The 14,753-nt window shown below is 53.0% G+C and carries 14 protein-coding genes; 1 reads left to right on the top strand and 13 read right to left on the bottom strand.

Annotated features, from left to right (window positions below; all coding sequences use genetic code 11):
* Nucleotides 1-188 precede the first annotated feature (188 nt).
* From cphA to RHH27_RS08380, 10 genes are all read right to left on the bottom strand, one after another.
* Nucleotides 189-2,879 carry a cyanophycin synthetase gene (cphA, locus tag RHH27_RS08425; protein ID WP_302678035.1) on the bottom strand — a complete coding sequence of 897 codons (2,691 nt, stop codon included), beginning with the start codon at nucleotides 2,877-2,879 and terminating at the stop codon, nucleotides 189-191.
* Between the two features lie 93 nt (nucleotides 2,880-2,972).
* A complete protein-coding gene (locus RHH27_RS08420) occupies nucleotides 2,973-3,839 on the bottom strand; it encodes a cyanophycinase (protein ID WP_302678034.1) in 867 nt (288 codons plus the stop codon).
* A 124-nt stretch (nucleotides 3,840-3,963) separates the two neighbouring features.
* Nucleotides 3,964-4,629: a Uma2 family endonuclease gene (locus RHH27_RS08415; protein ID WP_302678033.1), complete on the bottom strand. Its 666-nt coding sequence runs from the start codon at nucleotides 4,627-4,629 to the stop codon at nucleotides 3,964-3,966.
* 23 nt (nucleotides 4,630-4,652) lie between these two features.
* On the bottom strand, nucleotides 4,653-5,315 hold the full coding sequence (locus tag RHH27_RS08410; protein WP_302678032.1) for a Uma2 family endonuclease: 663 nt from the start codon (nucleotides 5,313-5,315) through the stop codon (nucleotides 4,653-4,655).
* 23 nt (nucleotides 5,316-5,338) lie between these two features.
* Complete coding sequence (locus tag RHH27_RS08405) at nucleotides 5,339-6,010, bottom strand: Uma2 family endonuclease (RefSeq protein ID WP_302678031.1); 672 nt, start codon at nucleotides 6,008-6,010, stop codon at nucleotides 5,339-5,341.
* Between the two features lie 30 nt (nucleotides 6,011-6,040).
* Nucleotides 6,041-7,603: a polysaccharide deacetylase family protein gene (locus RHH27_RS08400; RefSeq protein ID WP_302678030.1), complete on the bottom strand. Its 1,563-nt coding sequence runs from the start codon at nucleotides 7,601-7,603 to the stop codon at nucleotides 6,041-6,043.
* Nucleotides 7,604-7,713: 110 nt separating this feature from the next.
* Nucleotides 7,714-8,517, bottom strand: a complete 804-nt coding sequence (gene pstB / locus RHH27_RS08395) for a phosphate ABC transporter ATP-binding protein PstB (protein WP_225901538.1) — start codon at nucleotides 8,515-8,517, stop codon at nucleotides 7,714-7,716.
* The gene (gene pstA / locus RHH27_RS08390; protein WP_206199761.1) at nucleotides 8,511-9,458 is read right to left on the bottom strand and encodes a phosphate ABC transporter permease PstA; all 948 of its coding nucleotides are present in this window, start codon (nucleotides 9,456-9,458) and stop codon (nucleotides 8,511-8,513) included. The genes pstB and pstA overlap by 7 nt, the downstream gene beginning before the upstream one ends.
* Before the next feature lie 2 nt (nucleotides 9,459-9,460).
* Nucleotides 9,461-10,474, bottom strand: coding sequence for a phosphate ABC transporter permease subunit PstC (gene pstC / locus RHH27_RS08385; RefSeq protein WP_206199760.1), 1,014 nt, complete (start codon nucleotides 10,472-10,474; stop codon nucleotides 9,461-9,463).
* 135 nt (nucleotides 10,475-10,609) lie between these two features.
* Nucleotides 10,610-11,617 (bottom strand): PstS family phosphate ABC transporter substrate-binding protein, encoded by a 1,008-nt coding sequence (locus tag RHH27_RS08380; protein WP_302678029.1) that lies wholly within the window; start codon nucleotides 11,615-11,617, stop codon nucleotides 10,610-10,612.
* A 271-nt stretch (nucleotides 11,618-11,888) separates the two neighbouring features.
* Here RHH27_RS08380 and RHH27_RS08375 point away from each other — a divergent pair, with 271 nt between their 5' ends.
* A complete protein-coding gene (locus RHH27_RS08375; RefSeq protein ID WP_302678028.1) occupies nucleotides 11,889-12,776 on the top strand; it encodes an alpha/beta fold hydrolase in 888 nt (295 codons plus the stop codon).
* Here the strand turns inward: RHH27_RS08375 and RHH27_RS08370 are convergent.
* Genes RHH27_RS08370 through RHH27_RS08360 form a run of 3 tightly spaced genes read right to left on the bottom strand, consistent with a single transcriptional unit; the run spans nucleotide 12,773 to nucleotide 14,699 of the window.
* Entirely contained in the window at nucleotides 12,773-13,564 is a 792-nt protein-coding gene (locus RHH27_RS08370; RefSeq protein ID WP_206199757.1) for a YdcF family protein, read from the bottom strand. The genes RHH27_RS08375 and RHH27_RS08370 overlap by 4 nt on opposite strands.
* 4 nt (nucleotides 13,565-13,568) lie before the next feature.
* A complete protein-coding gene (locus tag RHH27_RS08365; RefSeq protein WP_302678027.1) occupies nucleotides 13,569-14,300 on the bottom strand; it encodes a photosystem II S4 domain protein in 732 nt (243 codons plus the stop codon).
* Nucleotides 14,301-14,699 carry a hypothetical protein gene (locus RHH27_RS08360; protein ID WP_206201667.1) on the bottom strand — a complete coding sequence of 133 codons (399 nt, stop codon included), beginning with the start codon at nucleotides 14,697-14,699 and terminating at the stop codon, nucleotides 14,301-14,303.
* Nucleotides 14,700-14,753 lie beyond the last annotated feature (54 nt).

Below are 14,753 nucleotides of genomic sequence, written 5' to 3'. Positions count from 1 at the left end.
ATAAAAAGACAACATCCTCGGCACTGAGAGAACTTCACTCGGATAATACAGCATTCTTTTTCTAATATAAAGGGAGTACGTAAAAGCGGTGAGATCCTCCAACCTTTTTGAAAAGGCCTATACTGTGCTTCTCGCTGTTGATCAGAGTGACTTGATCAGATCAGCGTTGCTAGTGGTCGAAAAACTGCCTAATGGGAGATGGAGGGATTGAGATCACCACTGGTGAGAATTCCCTCACTATGAAAGCCATTGGTCGTTTCCCCTTGGAGTCGTTGATGATGCTGGTGAATCAGTTGAATGGTGCGGCTGACTTCCGCTGGAAAGATCACCACTAGGGAGCCTTGGGGGGCGCGATCGAGGGCAAATTGAATCGCTGCCACCTCGTCATGGATGATGTCGTATTGGCGTTGGACACTGTGGTGATGTACTCCCCGTTCAATCCAATAGGCAGCATCGCCACGCGGTCGGCCACGGGTATCGTCATCTTCTTTAATGATGATCCAATCAAAGATTTTCGCTGAAAGTTCACCCAGTTGTTCTAAGTCTTGATCACGGCGATCGCCCGGTCCGCCAACGACACCAATGCGCTGCCCTGGCCATTTTTGGACAAATTCACCAATGGCCTCATACCCTGCTGGATTGTGGGCATAGTCCACCAAGACACTAAATTGCCCCAAATCAAAGAGGTTCATCCGCCCGGGGGTTTGCTCCACTGAAGTTCGGAAGGTGGTCAAGGCAGCGCGAATATGCTCAATACTGATGCCTTGGGCAAAGGCGGCTAGACTGGCAGCGAGGGCATTGGCAATCATAAAACCGGCTCGACCGCCAAGGGTAATGGGCACATTTTCTGCCTGCTCAATCCGTAGCGTCCAGTCCCCTTTCAAAATTGAGAGGTAGCCATTTTCATAAACAGCGGCGAGGCCCCCCTGCTGAATGTGCTGCCGAATAATCGGATTGTGGGGATTCATCGAGAAATAGGCCACTTGGGCTTTGACTTGGCGTGCCATTCCCGCCACGAGGGGATCATCGGCGTTCAAGACAGCATAGCCATTCGGCCAAGCGGATTCCACCACCACGGCCTTTAAGTCCGCCAACTGTTCAACGGTGTCAATATCACCAAGGCCAAGATGGTCAGCCTGCACATTCAGCACCACCCCGACATCACAGTGGTCAAAGCCCAAGCCGGAGCGGAGAATACCACCGCGCGCTGTTTCTAGGACAGCAATCTCAACCGTGGGGTCTTGCAGGATCAGTTGGGCACTTTGAGGCCCCGTGGTGTCCCCTTTTTCCACCAGATAATCGCCAATATAGATGCCGTCTGTGGTGGTGTAGCCAACGGTTTGCCCCGTTTGTTTGCAGATATGGGCAATGAGACGGGTGGTGGTGGTTTTACCGTTGGTGCCCGTAATCGCAAAGATCGGGATGCGGCAGGGCGTTCCCGGTGGAAAGAGCATATTCAACACCGGTTCGGCGACATTGCGGGCAATCCCTTGGCTGGGGTTCGTGTGCATGCGAAAGCCGGGAGCAGCATTGACCTCGACAATCACACCGCCAACTTTAGGCAGGGGCTGACTAATATCGGGGCTGACAACATCAATCCCCGCAATATCGAGGCCAATGATCCGAGCCGCCCGCTGGCAAATCCAAACATTTTCCGGGTGAATTTCATCGGTGCGATCGACGGCAATGCCACCGGTACTCAGGTTTGCCGTGGCGCGTAGATAACAAATTTCCCCCGGTTGCAAGACTGTATTTAGGGTATAGCCCTGCTTTTCCAAGAGTGTCCATGTGTCGTGATTCACCTCAATGCGAGTGAGGATATTATCGTGACCGTCTCCCCGCTGCGGGTCTTGGTTGGTTTTCTCAATGAGTTCTTCGATAGTGGAGCGGCCATCGCCAATAACATGGGCTGGCACCCGTTCAGCAACGGCGACTACTTTGCCATTGACCACTAGAACCCGAAAGTCGCGACCCGCATGATAGCGTTCCACAATCACTGATTTGGAGACACTGCTGGCAATTTCAAAGGCTTCTTCGGCCTCTTCTAGGCTGTTGATGTCAATCGTAATCCCCCGACCGTGGTTGCCGTTGAGGGGCTTAATGACAATCGGGTAGCCGCCGATGTCCTCAATGGCTTCAGGGAGGTCTTCAATGTAGCGGACGACGGTTCCCTTGGGCACAGGAATTCCGGCATCCTGAAGCAGTCGCTTTGCCCCTTCTTTGTCCCCTGCGAGTTCCACGGCCAAGATGCCACTGCGATCGCTCAAGGTGGCCTGCATGCGATGACTGCGGGCACCATAACCCAATTGAATAATCGAGCGACTGCTCAACTCAAACCAAGGAATATTACGGGCTTCCGCCTCGCGGACAATCGCTTCCGTGCTTGGGCCTAGGGAGGCTTTGGCTTTTAACTCGCGGAGATCGGCGAGATCCTGATCCAGTTCGCGCTGGGGATAGGTGCCCGTATCAATAATGCTTTGACAAAGTCGTACCGCTGCGCGGCCGGCATAGCGACCCGCTTCTTCCACTTGGTATTCATAGACGACTTGATACACCCCCGGCGTTGAGGTCTCCCGCGTGCGGCCAAAACCAACGGTCATCCCTGCTAGTTCTTGGAGTTCGAGGGCGACATGCTCAACCACATGACCGAGGTAGGTGCCTTCCCTTAGGCGGGTGAGAAAGCCCCCCTCATGGCCAAGGGAACAAAAATGATTGTAGAGACTGGGTAAAACCCGCACCAACCCATCCACAAAGCCGGGAATCTGATTGGAGGGGGTGTTGGCCACCTCTTCTAGATCTAAACGCATGACAATCAGCTTATGACGCCGAATGCTCCAATAATTGGGACCCCGCAGCGTTTGTAATTTGAGAATCTTCATAGAAGAGTGGCTTTTTTAAGGACAGCTTACCATTTTTAGTTTTGAGGCGAGTGACGCAATAGACTGTATCTTAAGCAACACTTTCCTGAAAACTTAATTTAGGGGAGGCAAAATACATTTGTGCTGCACTTGATGGGTGCGGAGATTGTAGCAGTCACCATCACTGAGGATGTGCAGGCGCAAGTTGTAGATACTCAAGGGTTCGTTAACATCCACATGGGCATAGCTCGTGTAGCTGACATCCCGAGGATCAACAATGGTGACAGAGCCACGACCAAGAACCCGCAGCATACCATCAGCTTCAAACATGGCACAGGTATCTTCATCAATGCCGACTCCCAGCTTGTCGGGGTGAGCAGAAATGGCGCTGATCAGGCGCGCGAGGCGATTGCGATTGTGGAAATGCTGATCCACTAAAACATCGGGAAGAATACCCAAGCCTGTGGCCAAATCGACTAAGGAGCGGTTTGGAGCTTCATTGCTGCCCCCACTAGCAATCATGCACTCACCCATGACAGCGGCACCGGCACTCGTGCCCCCAAGAATTGATTTGCCTTCCCAGACTTGATGGCGCAATTGGTAGAGGAGGGGGGTTTCATCCAGCAGCGCCGACAAACGCAGTTGATCGCCCCCGGACATAAAAATGCCAGTACAGCGACTCAAGCGAGCTAGCATCTCTTCCTGTTCGGCATCAGCGCGATCGCCCACCAATAGAACGTCCACTTCGCGCACACCAATTTCGCGGAAAATATCGTGGTAGAGCCGCCCCATGGCATCGGGTTCACGGGAAGCAGAGGGAATGACGCCAATGATGGCATCTAGGCCGCCAGCGCGTTGGCAGAAGGTGGTGAGAATTTGTCGCCCACGTACTTTGTCTTCCGCTCCCCCGATCGCCATCACTAAGCCTTTGTGACCAGAATGTTGATTGGTCGTTTTGGAAATGGGGTCTAATTGCAACATAGGGCTACGGTGAATGAAACGGTCAATCGGCAGACAGAATCAATGCATTTGGCAAGGGCGATGCCAATACCCCCCTATTGACACGGGGATTCTATACAGCATAATGCCAGATTAGGGAAATTTTTTAAGTTTCGGTCAAGATTTGCACAAACGCTTGATGTTCGGGGGTGGCAATTCCCTGTTGGAGTACCTGCAAAACCGTACCCAGATCATGGGTCAGTAATGCCTCAGGGGCAAGCCAGAGTCCGGGAAATTGACGACTGCGAATCATCGCCTCAGTATCGGCAACAAGTGGTTGGTATTCCCCCGCTTCAAGGGAGAACCAGTGGATCTGGCGATCGTAGGTACACCAGACGAGGTATTCCTGAATGCCATTGCGGCGATACACCCTGAGCTTATCGTGCAGGTCGTAGGCAGCACTGCTGGCGGCAATTTCAACCACGAGTTCCGGTGCCCCCTCGATATAACCATCCTCACTAATGCGGGAGTTGCCCCCGCTTTCAAGGCGGAGCACAGCATCGGGCTGCGGTTCATTATCGCCATCTAGGCGAACGGTCGGATTGTCATAGACAAGAACGCCCGGCGTAACTGCTTTGTAAAAACCCAGCCAAGCCATGATCTCGGCATGGGGCTGACTGTGACTGACACGAACGGGAGAAGCCACGTAAACAATTCCCTCAATCAGTTCTGCTTTCTTCAGGTGGGGCATGGCCGCGTAGCGCCGCTCAAATTCGTCCCGCGTCAGGCGATCGCCATTTTCAAGGGGCGGCAGAGAATACTTTAGTGTCATGGCTCTCTCTCCTCAGAACCTCTCTATCGCTGCTGGCGAGCCACAAACGCTTGATGTTCGGGGGTGGCAATTCCCTGTTGGAGTACCTGCAAAACCGTACCCAGATCATGGGTCAGTAATGCCTCAGGGGCAAGCCAGAGTCCGGGAAATTGACGACTGCGAATCATCGCCTCAGTATCGGCAGTGAGTGGTTGGTATTCTCCTGCTTCAAGGGAGAACCAGTGGATTTGGCGATCGTAGGTACACCAGACAAGATATTCCTGAACGCCATTGCGGCGGTACACCCTGAGCTTATCGTGCAGGTCGTAGGCAGCACTGCTGGCGGCAATTTCAACTACGAGTTCCGGCGCGCCCTCGATATAACCATCCTCACTAATGCGAGAGTTGCCCCCGCTTTCAAGGCGGAGCACAGCATCGGGCTGTGGTTCATTATCGCCATCCAAGCGAACCGTCGGATTGTCATAGCAACCTAGCCCCGGTGTTGCAGCACTGTAGAACCATAACCATCCCATAATTGAGCCATGGGAGCGACTATGATCGATACTCACGGGAGACCCCATGAATACAACTCCTTCAATCAGTTCTGCTTTCTTCAGGTGGGGCATGGCCGCGTAGCGCCGCTCAAATTCGTCCCGCGTCAGGCGATCGCCATTTTCAAGGGGCGGCAGAGAATACTTTAGTGTCATGGCTCTCTCTCCTCAGAACCTCTCTATCGCTGCTGGCGAGCCACAAACGCTTGATGTTCGGGGGTGGCAATTCCCTGTTGGAGTACCTGCAAAACCGTACCCAGATCATGGGTCAGTAATGCCTCAGGGGCAAGCCAGAGTCCGGGAAATTGACGACTGCAAATCATCCCCTCAGTATCGGCAACAAGTGGTTGGTATTCCCCCGCTTCAAGGGAGAACCAGTGGATTTGGCGATCGTAGGTACACCAGACAAGATATTCCTGAACGCCATTGCGGCGGTACACCCTGAGCTTATCGTGCAGGTCGTAGGCAGCACTGCTGGCGGCAATTTCAACTACGAGTTCCGGCGCGCCCTCAATATAGTCATCGGCAGTAATTCGCGATCGCCCCCCGTGGCTGAGGCGTAAAATTGCATCGGGTTGCGGTTCATTATCGGCATCTAGGCGAATAGTCGGGGCATCTGCCGCTTCGACCCCCGGTGTGGCTGCACAGTAGGTGCCGAGCCAAGTGATTAGGAATAGGTGAGGTTGACCGTGACTGCGGTAGCGTAGGGGAGAAGCCACGTAAACAATTCCCTCAATCAGTTCTGCTTTTTTCAGCTGAGGCATGGCGGCGTAGCGGCGCTCAAATTCGTCCCGCGTCAGGCGATCGCCACTTTCAAGGGGCGGCAGTTGCACTGGGTGTTCAATTGTCATGGCAGGCTGTTGGGGATTCGCGTGCTGCCTTTATTTTAGTTGGTGCATTCTGCGGCTATATTGTCGTTGCTTGATCCGGGCAAGGGGGGCAACAAAGGCCGTGTTGGGAATGGTGTCTAGGGTGGCGATCGCCCGCTGCCACAAGATTTTGGCCACTGATGATTGTTGTGCCTTAGTGGCAAGCGTCGCCTGCTCCGCCAGTTTGAGAGCCGCTTGATATTGACCTGCAGCAGCTTGTTCAAAGGCCAGCCGTTGTTGCACCCAAGACAGGGCTGCCTGTTGCTCCCGTAGGGTGGCTGCTAGGTATTCCCGTTCGGCGATCGCCCATGGGGGTGTGGTCCTTAAATCTTTTTCTAAAGCTTGAATGCGGGTCTCCAGTTGCAGAACCAACTGCTGAAGCTGCGCCGTTTCTTGAATCGTTAGCCAAGAAGGGGGTTCTGGTAGACTTGTTGGCTCTTGAGCCGCAATCAACTCAGGGACAGTGACAAATTGATAGCCTTTAGCCCGCAGTTCGGCAATGATGCTGGGCAAGGCCGCAACCGTGGCTCGCCGCGAGCCACCCCCATCATGGAGCAGGACAATGGCACCGGCATGCGCCTGCTGAACAACTGTGTTGACAATGCGATCGCTCGTTTGGCGAGGTAACCAATCCTGTGGATCCACTGACCACATCACCACACCGTAACCCTGTTGGCTGGCGCGACTCACCAGACCATTATGGAGATTTCCCCCCGGTGGTCGAAAGAGCTTGATATTTGCCCCGCTGATGTCTTCAATCAATTGTTGACTTTGATCCACCTCGTGCTGGGCAGCGGCAGGATTAAAGTAATGGTAGCCGTGGCTCCAAGAGTGGTTGGCCAAGACATGACCTTCCCTAACAATGCGCTGCGCTAATTTTGGGCGCGCTGCAACGGCTCTGGCAATAGCAAAAAATGTCCCTTTGACCTTTTCTTGGGCAAGAATGTCGAGAACTTGGGGCGTGTAGGTCGGATCAGGGCCATCATCAAAGGTCAGTGCCACCAACTTTTGCTCAGGGGGTAAGGTAACCTGATTAAACACACGGCCACGGAAGGCCTCAGGGGGTGAGTAGTGGTACCACAGGGGTGGGCGGGCGGGAGCCAGAGTGGGCGCAGCATTGAGAATGACCGATCGCACTTGTTCAACGCTGGGTTCTGGTGCTGCTGCCAACCAAACACTGGGAGACTGCCATTGGCCGACGGCTCCTAAACCAAAAATCCCTAAGACACTGGCCGCTAAGGCTAAGGGTTCAAGCTGGCGATCGCGAACTGTTGTGGGTGTGGGGGTTGCAACCGGCCGAGGCCGCAGACGTACTCCCCATGCAGGGCGCTGCCCCCCCAACTGTCGCCCATAGACATCAATGGATTGGGGGAGGACAGGACTTAAAAAAGCAACCAAGACATCAAGGCAGGTGCGTTGATTGGGAATTTGCTCTGCCTCTAGGAGAATTTTCCAGCCTTCGGCGGAGTGAGCGACACGCACATAGGTGGCCTGCGGCGCAAGGCGGAGCGCTAATTCACGGGCGATCGCCTGAGGTGAAATCTCCCTGACCGTTGACTCCAGCGATGCCACCATAACTGCGCTCCTAGAGCGAGAACAAATAACTACTAGCCCTAGGGTAGCGATCGATTCACAACCACACCTTACCTCTTAGACCACATTCTCAAGCGGACTTGACGCAGCGATCAACCAAAGCGACCACTCACGTAATCGGCAGTCTTCTGTTCCACTGGCTTCGTGAAGATGGACATGGTTTCGTTGTACTCAACGATTTCGCCCAAATACATAAAGGCGGTGAACTGGGAAATACGAATCGCCTGCTGCATGTTATGGGTCACAATCAGAATCGTCACTTGCTCCTTGAGTTCGCTAATCAGGTTCTCAATACTGACCGTGGCAATCGGATCCAATGCCGATGTTGGCTCGTCAAAGAGAATAATCTCTGGATCAGTGGCTAGGGCACGGGCAATACAGAGCCGCTGCTGCTGACCGCCCGACAGAGACGTGCCCGGTTCCTTCTGACGATCTTTGACTTCATCCCACAGGGCAGCACGACGGAGCGATCGCTCCACCACCTCATCGAGGATCGCACGGTTATTGATGCCGCGCACCCGCAATCCATAGGCAACGTTTTCGTAAATCGACTTGGGGAAAGGATTGGGCTTTTGGAAGACCATGCCAATCTGCATCCGCACTTCGATTGGATCCATTTGCAGGAGGTTACGCGGTTGCTCATCCCCCAACCAAATTTCCCCCTCGTAGCGATTGCCGGGATACAGATCATGCATGCGGTTAAAGCAACGCAGCAACGTGGTCTTGCCACAACCTGAAGGCCCAATCAGTGCCGTAACTTTCTTTTCATAGACCGGCAAGTTGATGTTTTTCAGAGCCTGCTTGCCACCGTAGTAAAAGTTCAAGTCCCGAACTTCTGCCAGCTTTTTCAGTGGCTCGTTCTCGGTAGTCACGACCCGATCTGTAGGTTTTACCATTTGATACTCTTCCTAAAACGATAGCGTAGATAAATAGCTGTTGCATTCACCGCCAGCGTCAACACCAGCAGGACAATCCCAGCCGCTGCAGCATTCACTTGAAAGGCCTCTTGCGGACGGGAAACCCAGTTAAACATTTGAATCGGCAGCACCGTAAAGGGAGACCAAATCCACTTAAACGAAATGTAGGGAAACTCGCTTTGAATCGGTGGATCTGGCAAGAACGTGATAAACGTCAAAGCACCAATGGTGATCAGGGGCGCCGTCTCGCCAATCGCGCGGGAGATACCCACAATAATCCCCGTGAGAATCCCCCCCATCGAGTAGGGCAGCACATGATCAGCAATCACCTGCCAGCGACTCGAACCAACCGCATAGGCGGCTTCCCGAATCCCCTGGGGAATGGCGCGCAAGGATTCACGGGTGGTCACAATCACCACGGGTAAAATCAACAATGCCAGTGTAAACCCGGCAGTCAGAATGCTTTCGCCCCAGTTGAGGATATAGACAAAGAAACCGAGAGCCAGTAGGCCATAAATAATTGAGGGCACACCCGCCAGATTGGTAATGTTCACCTCAATGAAATCCAACAGCCAGTTTTTGGGAGCATATTCTTCGAGGTAAATGCCCGCCGCAATGCCCAAAGGAATAGCCACAAACGCCGTTACAAGAATGACCAATAAACTACCCACCCATGCCGTGAGGATACCTGCCTCTTCGGGGTCACTACTCGGCGGTGAAGTAAAAAACTTCCAGTTCAGCATGGGTAAGCCGCGCAGGAAGAGGTCACCCACAAGAAAAACAAGGGTGAGTAAGGCGACTAGCAGGGAGAACCAACCTAAAACGATAAAAAACTGTTCCCAGCGCTTGCGCTCCCGAATCGAGGCCGCGATCGCGATCGAATTGCGGAGGTTATTGAGAATCGTTCGTTGGCTACGCATGGCTAGTACACCTCACGATAACGGCGACTCAAGAAGTAGCCCAGCACGTTTAAGATCAAGGTTGCAAAAAACAGCATGATCCCTGCGGCAAAAATCGACTGATACTCTAGTGATCCGTGGGGCAAGTCCCCCAAACTCACTGACACAATGAAAGCAGTTGTGGTTGAAGCCCCCTCTAGAGGATTAAACGTAAACTTCGGCTGTAACCCCGCGGCCACGGCCACAATCATTGTTTCGCCAATTGCCCGTGCCAGCCCCAAAATATAGGCGGCCATAATGCCAGAGATAGCAGCCGGCATGAGAACCTTGATTGCTGTTTGCAAACGCGTTGCCCCCATTGCATAGGATCCCTCCCGCAGTTGCAAAGGAACAGCTTGGAGGGCATCTTCTGTCAAGCTGGCAATATAGGGCAGCACCATTAGCCCCACCACAATACCTGCCCCCAACATATTAAAACCAGGCAGCTCAAAGTATTCCCAAGGTTCTTTACCAGGATTAAAGAATTGCTGAACGCCAAGAATGATTTTCTGGAGAAAGGGAGTGACCACCAAAAGGGCAAAGTAGCCGTAAACCACAGTGGGAATACCCGCCAAGATTTCAAGGATAGGCTTGAGGATCTCCCGCGTTTTGGCAGGTGCAAACTCACTCAGATAGATGGCCGCAATCGTGCCAAGGGGAATAGCCACACAACTGGCCACAAAGCAGGTCGTGAAGGTTCCGGAGAGCAAGGGTAAGATACCAATTCCCACCGGCTCAATTAGAGGTGACCAGTCCGTGCTCGTAAAGAACTCCAGCAGAGCCTCAAAGAGAGATTCTTGGTGCACTTCCATCACCTTTTCAAAAAAGATGACTGTCTCGGCAAAAAGGATATAGATGATGACCAGTGTTGTTACGACCGATGAGATCGCTGCCAAAAAAAGAATGCTAGCAATGATCCGTTCGCGCCAAATCCTCACAGTACGGGATGGCAAGGCGACGGGGAGCTTCGTTGAGTAGGGTAGGGGCTGTTCTACCATGGGTATTATTCCAGCAAGCAAAAATCTTTTAGTTGGAATTTATCTTTTCAGAGAATCAACGACTGAGGTTGACAAAATGGGAAAAAAGGGTGGAGGGCTGATACCTCACACCCTTCATTAAATCAAAATATTAATCTATTGGGGTTGCATCCTCAGCAGTTGGTTGATTGTCAAGCCAATAGCCTCTTTGCCCCCAAAGATCGTACCCACACGGTTGCGGTTGAAGTTAGCCAGAATCGTGCGGTAGGCACTAGCCGGCAGAGGCACATACTTCACCTTTTTCACCATGGCCGGGGCATTATTTAGGTAGTAGGTGACAAACTGCCGTACTTCAGGCCGCTGCGCTGACTTAGCGTTGACGTAGATAAAGATGGGACGGGAGAGGGGCTGGTATGTCCCATTCAGCACGTTTTGCTCGGAAGGTGGAACAGGGCCTTTGCCGCTGTCAATGGCAACCGCTTTGAGCCGATTGCGGTTTTCCGCATAGTAGGCAAAACCAAAGTATCCAAGCGCACCGCGATCGCGAGCGATACCTTGGACTAACACATTATCATCCTCGCTGGCGGTGAAATCCTTGCGACTGACTTTTGATTTACCATTGATGGCCTCAGTGAAATAGTCAAAGGTTCCAGAGTCAGCACCTGGCCCAAAGAGTTTCAAAGGAACATTGGGGAAGCCTTGGCGCACTTGGCTCCAGTTATTGATTTTAGAATCGGGTTCCCACATCCGCTTCAATTCAGCAACCGTTAAGCTTGTTGCCCAAGTATTTTGAGGATGAACCACCACGGTGATGGCATCGTAGGCCACTGGCAGTTCAATAAAGTTGATACCAGCAGCGCGACAGTCAGCAATTTCCTTGGCCAGAATGGGGCGTGAGGCGTTGGAAATATCCGTTTCACCGCGGCAGAACTTCTTGAAGCCACCGCCTGAACCGGACACACCTACCGTAACGCGGACTTTGCCCCCTTGGGCTTTTTGGAAGGCTTCAGCAACAGCTTCGGTAATGGGGAAAACAGTGCTGGAGCCATCAATGCGAATCGTAGGTGTCCCTTGGGAAAAAGCAGCGGGAATCAGGCTACCCGACAGAGCCGCGATGGCTGCAACTACCCCTAGGCGGGCATAGCTTTTTGCAGATGTAAACATGGTGATGTTTCCTAGCGGAGTAAACAACGTTTTGCAAGTAAAGTACCTTCGGGGTGACAGTTGCCCACACATTTCAAAAAGGCGAACCGATCAAACTACCCTTTCGTCAGAATAAGCAACAGATTCAAGGGATTAGGTTAAGGCAAGGGAAAAATTTGGTTAAAATTTCTACTGAATGTTAGGGTTCAGTCATATTGTTGGGAGGAGTAACAACTTTACCGTTGATCGCGTTACATAGAGTTTTTTCAGGCAATTTGCAGGAGCGTTAGGAATGCCATCATTGGCCTCTAGAACTTATCAGTGGCAGGGTCTTTCCTGCGCCTATCGCTTGAGTTCGGAAGAAGGGCAAACACCGATTCTTTTTATCCATCCAGTGGGGGTTGGCCTCTCTGGGCGGTTCTGGGATCGCTGTGTGAGCCATTGGCAGTTCCAAGGGGAAGGTTACTCATTTTATATCCCTGACTTGCTCGGCTGTGGCCAGAGCGCCCTACCCCACATTGCCTATTACCCCGAAGATTGGGCGGCTCAGTTACAGGTCTTTATCGCCTCTGAGATTCGCCAAGCGGTGATTCTTGTTGTCCAAGGGGCATTGTTTCCCGTAGCGATGGAGCTAGTGCACCTTGATCCCCAAGTAGTCAGGGCAATGATCCTCAGTGGCCCTCCAGCGGCTTCTCTCGTTTCTGAAAACACTGATCCTAGGTGGCAAAAGGTGCGCTGGAATCTCTTTGACTCCCCCTTGGGTTGGGGCTTTTATCTCTATGCCCGCCAAGAACGTTTCCTGCGGCAGTTTTCAATCAAGCAGCTTTTTGCCAAGCCTGAGGATGTGGATGATGAGTGGCTAAAGATGCTGGCCGCTGGTTGTGCTGACCTTGAGAGTCGCCATGGGGTGTATTCATTCCTGTCGGGTTTTTGGCGGCGAGACTATCGTCAGAAAATGCGGCAGACTCAGCAGCCAGTGCTTGTGGTGATGGGAGACCAAGCCTCGAGTATCAGTCGGGAGGGTGGGGCTGAATTGCCTGAAGAACGGTTGCAGTTTTATACCAAGACATTTCCCAATGCTGAGGGAGTGGTGATTGCGGGGCGCAATGTCTTGCCCTATGAGTCAGCCCCTGCTTTTGTGGAGGCGTGTCAAGGGTTTCTGCGTGCTCAGGGTCTCTAAAGCCAACCTCTGAGTTTGTAAACGAGCAGACCTTGGTATTCCCGTAGGGCGATCGTGGTGATGTCCACGTTGTAGGGATTGGGGATCAGGCTGAGCAGTAGGTTTTGCCAAGTGGGCGATCGCGCGATCGACAGGTACCGATAGTCCGTGGGTGCCGGGATCACCTTCATTCCCAAACGGCGAAAAATAGCCACGGAGCGGGGCATGTGGTAAGCAGAGGTCACCAGCAGCAGATCCCCCTGAATTTGATGCTGCTCCAGAAGCGCTTTGACATTCACGGCATTTTCATAGGTGTTCAGTGAGGTGGTGTCTAGCAGCATCTTGTCTGTCGGCACACCGCAGGTGGCAGCAATTTCCGCCATGTCTGCTGCTTCGCCCCGCTGAAAGGCTTCGCCCAGCCAGTCAATACGCCCTCCACTGAGGATGAGATAGGGGGCATAGCCTTGGCGAAAGAGGTGGGCACCGTAGAGGATGCGATCGCCCCCTTCCGTGACTTCTACCCACGGCCTCGGCGCCGTTTGCGGGACAACCGCCCCACCGAGAACCACGATCGCGGCAGCTTTGGGCATGGGATCAGGGGGTAAATACTGCCGCTCTAGGGAAGCAATAAGCGCTGTTGCCACATAGTCATTGCCGCTCAGGAGTAAAATACTCAGGGCAATCACAAGGGCGATCGCTGCCTGTTGGGGAGCACGCCAAAAGCGAACAATGGCAAAAACCAATGCCCAACAGGCCAAGGACAATGGATACAGCAGTGGCGGCAGTAATTTCGACAGCAGCAGAGCCATAGTGTTAGCGAATGCGCTCCATCTGGATGCGGTAGCGTTCTTTCTTTGTCACTTGAATCTCTTGAATCCGCAATCGCCCTTTGCCGCGAATGGCAATGAGGTCATTCACCTTGAGCAGATAGCGCGGTTGTTGCACCACTTGCCAGTTGACCCGCACTAGCCCTTGGCTAATCCACTCGCTCATTTTACTGCGGGAGACGCCAAATCCGGCTGAGGCCACTGCATCTAAGCGCAATGATGCTTCGACCGTACTGAGGGATTTCCGTTGGGGGGGCGCTACGGCCAGTTCTGACCAGTCACAGAGATCGACGGTCACCGCTACAGTCCGCACTTGTTTTAAGTGTTCTTGTAAAGTAGGGACTTTTTCAGGGATGAGAATGACCTGTGCCCCCCGTTCCCCAAGGAGAATCACATCCCCATAATCGCCGTCATCAAGACCGGCATTGGCGATCGCTCGCTCAAAATCACTGTAGGTGGCGGGATCAAAGAGAAAGTTGCCTGTGATTCGCACCAAAGCAAGGGGCGGCTGTTGCTCCTCAAGACTGAGTTCAGTGGGGGCGATCGCCAGCCGACAGCGTTCCGCTTGCGGGTACCCCCCCCAGGCGAGACCATGAACATCGGCTCGTTGCTCAAGGGTGCGGAGTGCCTGCACTACCTGATCTGGCGGCAAAAAGAGGGTATGCACCACCGACCAAGTTTTAATGGCTCTCTCAAGGGCGGTCCCTAGGTCAAACATTTAGGCCTCAAGAAATTCGGGTAATTCCAGCCACTGGGCTAAGTGGGCTTTCACCTGTTGGCAAAATTGGGAGCGATCGCCAAATTTCTCGGTGCGGATTGTTTTGCGCTGCGCATCCAATGTCCAGCCATAGTCACTGCTGAGGCGGATTTTTCCCTGCCAGTCAGCGATCGAAAGCATTAACTGCGGGGCGGGGCTATTGTCCACCCCCTTGACGCGAAAGACATAGTTAAAGGTGTTTTGCTTGCCGGCAGCAACCGTTGAGGCTTGACCAAACCGCTCCTGCAAGCGCGATCGCACCCGCTCCACAAATGCCGCATCGCCTAAATCTTCTAGGGTGCGCATGGCCAAGGTAAGGGCAAAATAAAACTCTTCGACAGGAATGAACTCCAGTTCCATGCAGCTTGCCAAGACTCTCTTCAAAATAGTACACTAGTAAGCTGTGTCTAAAAT

The organism is Thermosynechococcus sp. PP555 (genome assembly GCF_031583225.1).
In the GTDB taxonomy this organism is placed as follows: Bacteria; Cyanobacteriota; Cyanobacteriia; order Thermosynechococcales; family Thermosynechococcaceae; genus Thermosynechococcus.
This window is presented reverse-complemented; position numbering and strand designations above follow the sequence as displayed.

Excerpts from the sequence above, each read along its gene's own strand:
- RHH27_RS08405 (WP_302678031.1), bottom strand. The coding sequence starts at position 6,010 with ATGACAATTGAACACCCAGTGCAACTGCCGCCCCTTGAAAGTGGCGAT.
- pstC (WP_206199760.1), bottom strand. The coding sequence starts at position 10,474 with ATGGTAGAACAGCCCCTACCCTACTCAACGAAGCTCCCCGTCGCCTTG.
- RHH27_RS08380 (WP_302678029.1), bottom strand. The coding sequence starts at position 11,617 with ATGTTTACATCTGCAAAAAGCTATGCCCGCCTAGGGGTAGTTGCAGCC.
- RHH27_RS08410 (WP_302678032.1), bottom strand. The coding sequence starts at position 5,315 with ATGACACTAAAGTATTCTCTGCCGCCCCTTGAAAATGGCGATCGCCTG.
- RHH27_RS08415 (WP_302678033.1), bottom strand. The coding sequence starts at position 4,629 with ATGACACTAAAGTATTCTCTGCCGCCCCTTGAAAATGGCGATCGCCTG.
- RHH27_RS08375 (WP_302678028.1), top strand. The coding sequence starts at position 11,889 with ATGCCATCATTGGCCTCTAGAACTTATCAGTGGCAGGGTCTTTCCTGC.
- RHH27_RS08365 (WP_302678027.1), bottom strand. The coding sequence starts at position 14,300 with ATGTTTGACCTAGGGACCGCCCTTGAGAGAGCCATTAAAACTTGGTCG.
- pstA (WP_206199761.1), bottom strand. The coding sequence starts at position 9,458 with ATGCGTAGCCAACGAACGATTCTCAATAACCTCCGCAATTCGATCGCG.
- cphA (WP_302678035.1), bottom strand. The coding sequence starts at position 2,879 with ATGAAGATTCTCAAATTACAAACGCTGCGGGGTCCCAATTATTGGAGC.
- pstB (WP_225901538.1), bottom strand. The coding sequence starts at position 8,517 with ATGGTAAAACCTACAGATCGGGTCGTGACTACCGAGAACGAGCCACTG.
- RHH27_RS08400 (WP_302678030.1), bottom strand. The coding sequence starts at position 7,603 with ATGGTGGCATCGCTGGAGTCAACGGTCAGGGAGATTTCACCTCAGGCG.
- RHH27_RS08420 (WP_302678034.1), bottom strand. The coding sequence starts at position 3,839 with ATGTTGCAATTAGACCCCATTTCCAAAACGACCAATCAACATTCTGGT.
- RHH27_RS08360 (WP_206201667.1), bottom strand. The coding sequence starts at position 14,699 with ATGGAACTGGAGTTCATTCCTGTCGAAGAGTTTTATTTTGCCCTTACC.
- RHH27_RS08370 (WP_206199757.1), bottom strand. The coding sequence starts at position 13,564 with ATGGCTCTGCTGCTGTCGAAATTACTGCCGCCACTGCTGTATCCATTG.